General features: G+C 70.9%; 6 protein-coding genes and 1 pseudogene. 6 read left to right on the plus strand and 1 reads right to left on the minus strand.

All coding sequences use genetic code 11. The annotated features are described in order from the left end of the window. Positions 1 to 204: pseudogene (locus tag AB0O67_RS36225) on the plus strand (hypothetical protein); the annotation flags it as partial. 141 nt (positions 205 to 345) lie between these two features. Then, positions 346 to 831 (plus strand): large conductance mechanosensitive channel protein MscL, encoded by a 486-nt coding sequence (gene mscL / locus AB0O67_RS36230; RefSeq protein WP_365460004.1) that lies wholly within the window; start codon positions 346 to 348, stop codon positions 829 to 831. Between the two features lie 40 nt (positions 832 to 871). Here the strand turns inward: mscL and AB0O67_RS36235 are convergent, their stop codons facing one another. Continuing rightward, the gene (locus AB0O67_RS36235; RefSeq protein ID WP_365460007.1) at positions 872 to 1,054 is read right to left on the minus strand and encodes a hypothetical protein; all 183 of its coding nucleotides are present in this window, start codon (positions 1,052 to 1,054) and stop codon (positions 872 to 874) included. Positions 1,055 to 1,152: 98 nt separating this feature from the next. On the opposite strand from AB0O67_RS36235, the gene AB0O67_RS36240 reads away from it, so the two are divergent. The 4 genes from AB0O67_RS36240 (at position 1,153) to AB0O67_RS36255 (ending at position 5,788) form a co-directional block, all read left to right on the plus strand. Then, positions 1,153 to 2,391, plus strand: coding sequence for a low temperature requirement protein A (locus tag AB0O67_RS36240; RefSeq protein ID WP_365460010.1), 1,239 nt, complete (start codon positions 1,153 to 1,155; stop codon positions 2,389 to 2,391). A 92-nt stretch (positions 2,392 to 2,483) separates the two neighbouring features. Further along, the gene (locus tag AB0O67_RS36245) at positions 2,484 to 3,512 is read left to right on the plus strand and encodes a P1 family peptidase (protein WP_365460013.1); all 1,029 of its coding nucleotides are present in this window, start codon (positions 2,484 to 2,486) and stop codon (positions 3,510 to 3,512) included. Positions 3,513 to 3,655: 143 nt separating this feature from the next. Continuing rightward, the gene (locus AB0O67_RS36250; protein WP_365460016.1) at positions 3,656 to 4,876 is read left to right on the plus strand and encodes an Ig-like domain-containing protein; all 1,221 of its coding nucleotides are present in this window, start codon (positions 3,656 to 3,658) and stop codon (positions 4,874 to 4,876) included. A gap of 165 nt (positions 4,877 to 5,041) precedes the next feature. Next, positions 5,042 to 5,788: a DUF6227 family protein gene (locus AB0O67_RS36255; RefSeq protein ID WP_365460019.1), complete on the plus strand. Its 747-nt coding sequence runs from the start codon at positions 5,042 to 5,044 to the stop codon at positions 5,786 to 5,788. Positions 5,789 to 5,937 lie beyond the last annotated feature (149 nt).

The raw sequence follows: 5,937 nt of genomic DNA on the forward strand, positions 1-5,937 counted from the left end.
GTCGACGTGGTCGCCGCCGAGGGGACGGCACCGGGCGGCGCGGCCGAGGTGGTCGCGCGCGGCGCGCTGGTGACCGAGGTGCCCGAGCCGCTGGACGGCGATGCCGTCGGCGGGGCGCTGGTCGTGCTGTCGGTGCCGCGTGCCACCGCGGCGCGGCTGGCGGGCGCGAGCGCCACGGCCCGGCTGGCGGTGACGTTGTGCTGAACGACGTCTTGCGCGTGGTGCGCGAATCGCTGCGGAGTCTCTCCTCGGGGCCACGGGATTGGACACGGCCGCCCGGCCCTGCCGTAGGTTGCGGAACTGTTTGTTCCACAAGCTGTACATGTGATGAGGAGAGGGCACGCGGTGAGCGAGCAGAAGGAACCGGGCGTCTTGCAGGGCTTCAAGGCGTTCCTGATGCGCGGGAACGTCATCGATCTGGCGGTCGCGGTGGTCATCGGCGCCGCCTTCACCAACATCGTCAACTCGGTGGTGAAGGGCGTCATCAACCCGCTGGTCGGAGCGATCGGCACCAAGAACCTCGACAGCTACAGCTCCTGCCTCAAGGGACCGTGCGAGCAGGCGGCGGACGGATCGGTCACCAGCGGGGTCATGATCCTCTGGGGATCCGTCCTGGGAGCGGCGCTGAGCTTTGTGATCACCGCGGGGGTGGTCTACTTCCTGATGGTCCTGCCCATGGCGAAGTACCTTGCCCGGCAGGAGGCGCGCAGGAAGGCGCGGGAGAGCACGCACGAGATCATCGAGGTGTCCGAGCTGGAGGTGCTCAAGGAGATCCGCGACGCGCTGGTGGCGCAGGGCGGGCAGCGCGGCCCGGGCCACATCGAGCGCTAGCGGGGGCGGTCCACCGCGCCCTCCAGGGTTTGCGGGCGGTTCAGAGGTGGTGGGGCGGCTTCTCGTCCAGGAAGCGCCTCAGGTCCTCGGCCGCGTCGGTCCCCCCGCGCGGCCGGTCGCCCCATCCGCGATCCGTGTCGTCCGAGGACTGCTCGTCCAGCGGATCGTCGAAGATCAGCGCGGGCTTGGGCGCACGCGGCTCGGGAACGGCAAAGGTACTCATGCCTCCAGGGTACGGGCCGTTGACCGACGAGGGCTGGGATGCCTGGTTCGTCCGGGTTTGCGGAGATTTTCGGACCGGTATCTGCTGTGCTTGGAATCATGACGTCCAGTCCGACTCCGTCGCCCGCCTCGTCCGGCGCGCCGGCCCCTCGGAGGCCGCTGCGCCGGCTCACCGCCCGCGGTCGCAACGAGGCGCATCGCGTCGCCACGCCGCTGGAGCTCTTCTTCGACCTGTGTTTCGTCGTGGCGGTCGCGCAGGCCGGACTGGAGCTGGTGCACTCCGTCGCCGAGGGGCACGCCGGCGAGGGCATCCTGAACTACGCGATGGTGTTCTTCGCCATCTGGTGGGCCTGGATGAACTTCACCTGGTTCGCCTCGGCCTACGACAACGACGACGTCCTGTATCGCGTGGTCACCCTGGTGCAGATCGCCGGCGTCCTGGTGCTCGCCGCCGGGATCCCGCGGGCCTTCGAGAGTCACGACTTCCTGCTGGTGCTGATCGGCTACGTGGTGATGCGGCTCGCCATGGCCGCGCAGTGGCTGCGGGCCGCGAGATCCGCCCAGGGAGCGGAGCGCACCACTGCGCTGCGGTACGCCGGTGGTGTGCTGCTCTGCCAGATCGGCTGGTGCGGGCTCGTGCTCCTGCCGAAGCCCGACCGCCCCTGGCTCTTCCTGGTGATGGTGGTCGCCGAGCTGTGCGTGCCGCTCTACGCGGAGAGGAACCGGCCGACCACATGGCATCCGCACCACATCGCCGAACGGTACGGGCTGTTCACGATCATCGTGCTCGGCGAGACGATCGCCGCGGCCACGGTCGCCGTCAAGACGGGCGCGGACGAGAACGCCGCGCTGGGCGAACTGCTGCCGATCGCGGCGGGCGGCCTGCTGATCGTGTTCTCCGCGTGGTGGATCTACTTCGTGGCCCCGGTACACGGGCACCTGCGATCCAGCCGGCAGTCCTTCGTCTGGGGTTACGGCCACTACCTGATCCTCTCGTCGGCGGCCGCGATCGGCGCGGGCCTGGAGGTGTCGGTGGAGCAGGCGGTCGGCAAGGCGCACATCTCCACGCTGTCCGCTTCGGCCGCGGTGACGCTGCCGACGGCGCTGTTCCTGCTCACGGTCTGGGCACTGCACGCGGGCCACTTCAAGGTGGGCATCGCCCAGCAACTCGTGCTGCCGACGACCGCGTTGCTGGTGATCTGCTGCTCCTTCCTGGGCCACTGGGCGGTCTTCGCGGCCGGGGTCGTCTCGGCGCTGTCCGTGGCGACCGGGGAGACCCTGACGGCCCGCCGGGCCGCCCGGACGCGCGAGGCACGGACGGGCACTGAGACCGCCTGACTCCCCGAGCGGGTCCCCGGCTGCCGCAGCCCGCGCCCCGGCCCCCGCAACGGGCGCCGGGAAAGGACCGCCGGGGCAGGAGACTGGTCCCTATGACAGTTGATGCTCTGACGGACGTGACCGGCCTGCGGGTGGGACACGCGACGCGCACCGGCGACGGCTGGCTCACCGGCACCACCGTCGTCCTCGCACCCGCGGGCGGGGCCACCGCCGCGGTGGACGTGCGCGGCGGCGGCCCCGGCACCAAGGAGACCGACGCGCTCGACCCGCGCAACGTGGTGCAGAAGGCCGAGGCGGTCGTCCTGACCGGTGGCAGCGCCTACGGGCTCGACTCGGCGTCCGGCGTGATGGCCTGGCTGGAGGAGCAGGGGCGCGGGGTGCGGGTGGGGCCGGACCCGGCGCACGTCGTACCGGTGGTGCCCGCGGCGTGCGTGTTCGACCTGGGGCGGGGCGGCGACTTCCGTGCCAGGCCGGACGCGGCGCTGGGCAGGGCCGCGGTCGAGGCGGCCGCGGCGAGCGGGATCGGCGCGCCGGTACGGGAGGGCTCCGTGGGCGCGGGTACCGGTGCCGTGGCCGGGGTGATGAAGGGCGGGGTCGGCACCGCGAGCGTCCTCCTCGACTCGGGGATCACAGTGGCCGCCCTGGTGGTGGCCAACGCGGCGGGATCGGTGACGGATCCGGAGACGGGGGTGCTGTACGGGGAGTTGTTCCAGGGGCGGGTGGACTACCCGCGGGAGCGGACGCACGAGGCGGCCCGCACGCGGCTCGCCGAGAGCGCGGCACGCAACGCGCCGCCCCCGCTGAACACCACGCTCGCGGTCGTCGCCACGGACGCGGACCTGTCGAAGGCGCAGGCCCAGAAGCTGGCGGGGACGGCACACGACGGCATCGCGCGGGCGGTGCGACCGGTGCATCTGCTGCACGACGGTGACACGGTTTTCGCGTTGGCGACCGGGGAACGCGGACTCGACGCCGCCCGACCGCTGGCGCTGAACGAGATCCTGGCGGCCGGCGCGGACCTGGTGACCCGCGCGATCGTGCGGGCGGTGCGGGCGGCCGAGCCGGTGACGACGGAGGGCGGGGTCTGGCCCTCGTACTCGGAGCTGTACGGGAGGAGTTGAGCGGTCCGCGCGGTCTGTGATTGTCCCGGTTCTGTCACGTGATGGCGCATCTTTCGGGTGGAGGGAACCCGACCGGTCCCCGGTCCCCTCTTTCTCCACGCATCGGAGCGGATCACCCACTTCACACGAACCTGGAGCAGCCCGTGACAACGCCGGACACAGCAACGCGGCGCACGCTGGTGGCCGGTGCCGCCCTGGTGGTCGGCGCCCTCGCCCTCACCGCCTGCACGGGCAGCGCCAAGGCCAGTAACGACGACAAGGACGGCAACGGCGCCGGGGCCAAGAACTCGGCGGCGCGGATCGTCATCTCGGCAAAGGACGGTTCGACCGGCGCGTCGATCAACTCGACCGGTGTGAAGGTCAGCGACGGGAAGCTGACCGAGGTGAGGATGACGGTGGCCGACACGGGTCAGGCCGTGCCGGGGACCGTCTCCGCGGACGGCGGCAGCTGGAAGCCGAAGGAGCAGTTGGAGCGGGGGACGAAGTACGAGATAGCGGCGACCGCGAAGGACGCGGACGGCAGGTCCGTCGCCGCCGACTCCGCGTTCACGACCGTGACGACGGCCGACAGCTTCATCGGGACGTACACACCGGACGACGGCACGACGGTCGGGGTCGGGATGCCGGTGTCCTTCAGGTTCGACAAGGCGATCAGCGACCGGAAGGCCGTGCAGTCACACATCACGGTCACGTCGAGCAGTGGGCAGAAGGTGGCCGGGCACTGGTTCGGGGAGCAGCGGCTCGACTTCCGGCCGGAGGAGTACTGGAAGGCCGGCTCCAAGGTCACCATGAAGATCGACCTGGACGGGGTGGAGGGCGCCAACGGCGTCTACGGAGTGCAGCAGAAGACGGTCACCTTCACGATTGGGCGCTCCCAGGTCTCCACGGTGGACGCGGCCACGCAGACGATGACGGTGGTGCGCGACGGCCGGACGGTCCGGACGATCCCGATCTCGGCGGGCAGCCCGGAGTTCACCACGTACAACGGGCAGATGGTGATCTCCGAGAAGCTGGCGGAGACGCGGATGGACAGCCGCACGGTCGACCTCGCCGACGCCTACGACATCCCGGACGTGCCGCACGCGATGCGGCTGACCACGTCCGGCACGTTCATCCACGGCAACTACTGGTACAAGCAGTCCAACCCGCCCTTCGGCCGCTACGGTTCCAGCCACGGCTGCGTCGGGCTGCAGGACGTGCAGGGCGGGCGGGGCGACACTCCGGCCAAGTGGTTCTACGACAACTCCGCCCTGGGGGACGTCGTGATCGTGAAGAACTCCGCCGACTCCACCGTGGCGCCGGACAACGGACTCAACGGCTGGAACATGGCGTGGAGCGAGTGGACCGCCGGAAGCGGCGACTGACCGTTTCACCAGCGGTTTTTGACGGGATGTCCGGTCGCGTGGGAACTTCTCGCGCGGCCCGGCCGTTTTCCCGGCAAACGTTTTCTCGGTTCCCGGACATGATGTCCGACCGAGGGGCTACGGTATGCACCCACAAGGTGACATGCAGCAACGCCGGGAGAAACCTTGAGCGTTCCCTACGAGACGGCAGCGTACGAGCCAGCCGATTCGCCCGAGTCTCCGGAGGAGCACCTCGAGCGGCTGCTCGGGCGCGCTCTGAACTCGTTCGAGCTGCCCGACGAGACGATCGGGCGACTCGACAGCGCGCTGGCGCACGACAGTTCGCTGCACTCCGCGCACCACAGCGCGGGACTGCACCAGGAGACGTACCGGCACACCTGGCTGCTCGCCGACGGCTCGGCGCTCACCCTCTGGGAGCTCGTCCACAACACCACGCCCGGGGGCGCCCCGCAGCACGAGGTGTACGTCGACTCGGAGGAGCTGCGCGCCGCGGGCGCCCGGCTCCCGCTGCCCACGGAGACGCCGGACTTCGAGCTGCCGGTGCCGGTGGACCTGTCGTCGATCCCCACGCCGCGGCACGCGTACGTGCCGGACGACTCGGCGGATCACGCCCGCCGGCTGCTGCGCCGCGCGGAGAACCCGGACCGGCCGGGCGCGGAGACGGCCGCGACGCTCGCCACGGCGTGCGCCCACCAGATCACGCAGGCATTCGGAAGGCCCTGCCGCGCGGGTCGCGCCGGGCTGGGCTTCTCGCTCTACGAGCACGCCTTCCTGCTGTGCGACGGGCAGGAGATCTCCCTGTGGGAGGTGGAGCACACGGCCACGCCGGACGGCCGGCACATGTGCGAGGTGTACACGACGCAGGACGCGGCCCGGGAGGCCATGGAGCGCCGGGCCGCGCAGTTGTCCTGAGGGACGCCCCCGTCGACCGTCCTGAGGGGCGAGCCCATCGACCGACAGCGCGGCCCGGTCAAGACCGCGGTCCGGCTGGAACGCGAGGACGCCATCAGCGGCCTTAAGGCCGTACAGACCGAAATCCGGAACACGCCCGGCGCCAAGAG

This window comes from Streptomyces sp. NPDC086077 (assembly GCF_040686175.1).
Lineage (GTDB): Bacteria > Actinomycetota > Actinomycetes > Streptomycetales > Streptomycetaceae > Streptomyces.

Bases quoted from the DNA above. Each gene is read 5' to 3' on its own strand.
- AB0O67_RS36235 (WP_365460007.1), bottom strand. From the start codon at position 1,054: ATGAGTACCTTTGCCGTTCCCGAGCCGCGTGCGCCCAAGCCCGCGCTG.
- AB0O67_RS36245 (WP_365460013.1), top strand. From the start codon at position 2,484: ATGACAGTTGATGCTCTGACGGACGTGACCGGCCTGCGGGTGGGACAC.
- AB0O67_RS36240 (WP_365460010.1), top strand. From the start codon at position 1,153: ATGACGTCCAGTCCGACTCCGTCGCCCGCCTCGTCCGGCGCGCCGGCC.